General features: G+C 54.8%; 2 protein-coding genes. One reads left to right on the top strand and one right to left on the bottom strand.

Features of this window, described 5'->3' with window-relative positions; all coding sequences use genetic code 11:
* The first annotated feature begins 95 nt into the window (after nucleotides 1-95).
* Complete coding sequence (locus ACYPYD_RS11460; RefSeq protein ID WP_459663227.1) at nucleotides 96-305, top strand: hypothetical protein; 210 nt, start codon at nucleotides 96-98, stop codon at nucleotides 303-305.
* 29 nt (nucleotides 306-334) lie between these two features.
* Here the strand turns inward: ACYPYD_RS11460 and ACYPYD_RS11465 are convergent, their stop codons facing one another.
* Nucleotides 335-622, bottom strand: coding sequence for a hypothetical protein (locus tag ACYPYD_RS11465; protein WP_459663229.1), 288 nt, complete (start codon nucleotides 620-622; stop codon nucleotides 335-337).
* Nucleotides 623-812 lie beyond the last annotated feature (190 nt).

The following is an 812-nucleotide window of genomic DNA, read 5'->3' on the forward strand; positions in this document are numbered from 1 at the left end:
CTCTGCGTCTCTGCGTGAACCAGTTTTTCTGCTTTTCATTGAGAGGCAGCTTCCGCCCCGTTGTAGACATTCCCGTGCTTGGTTAACGTGCCACCATGCCGATAGTAGAAGCCTTTGACCACGAAGACGCCTTGAAACCGCTATTCACGACTGAGTTTGATTTCCTTCCCCGCATTGGCGAATATCTTTCAATCGATACCCCACCCGGCTATTTCAAATACTACCATGTCGTTGAAATCTGGCACCGGCAGGACACAAAGGGTGGCGCTTTCCGCGCTTGTATACGCCTTGAAGAGAGGGACTGACGAACGTCCGCTCCCCACCCTTCCGTTTCTCAAACCACTCGGTTTGCGACTTCGTTGAAATGGTCCTCGCTGACAATCCCTGCGCCGTCACCATAGAGATATAGAGTGATCGGGCATCGCTGGCTGTTCGCCCAGTCTATAGCCTCTTTGACCGTAACACCTTCGCGCTGGTCGTAATCAATCACATCCAGCGGGTTGCTTTCCGGGGCTTGATCGGCATCCAAGACGCTGTTGTCGTGCTCGACAGCTTCGATGATCGCGTTCACACGGCCCCAGCGATACGGGCGTTTTCGGTGATCAATGACGTTCCAAATCATGTTTCGGTTCATACCTCGATCCGCCAACATCCGCTATCTGCCTAATGGTGTCCCAAACCAGACAGGCAGCTACCCATCTGTGGACGCCCGCACGAACGCAAGCGGTATTCGGGAGAATAGGCACGTAGTCGGATGCTGCCATCTGTCCGGCCTCTGATGCAGCACCGGAGGCTGCGGGCCCGTATGGGAG

Source organism: Novosphingobium sp. 11B (assembly GCF_054589055.1).

Coding starts and splice junctions, on each gene's coding strand:
- ACYPYD_RS11460 (WP_459663227.1), top strand. CDS start 96: ATGCCGATAGTAGAAGCCTTTGACCACGAAGACGCCTTGAAACCGCTA.
- ACYPYD_RS11465 (WP_459663229.1), bottom strand. CDS start 622: ATGATTTGGAACGTCATTGATCACCGAAAACGCCCGTATCGCTGGGGC.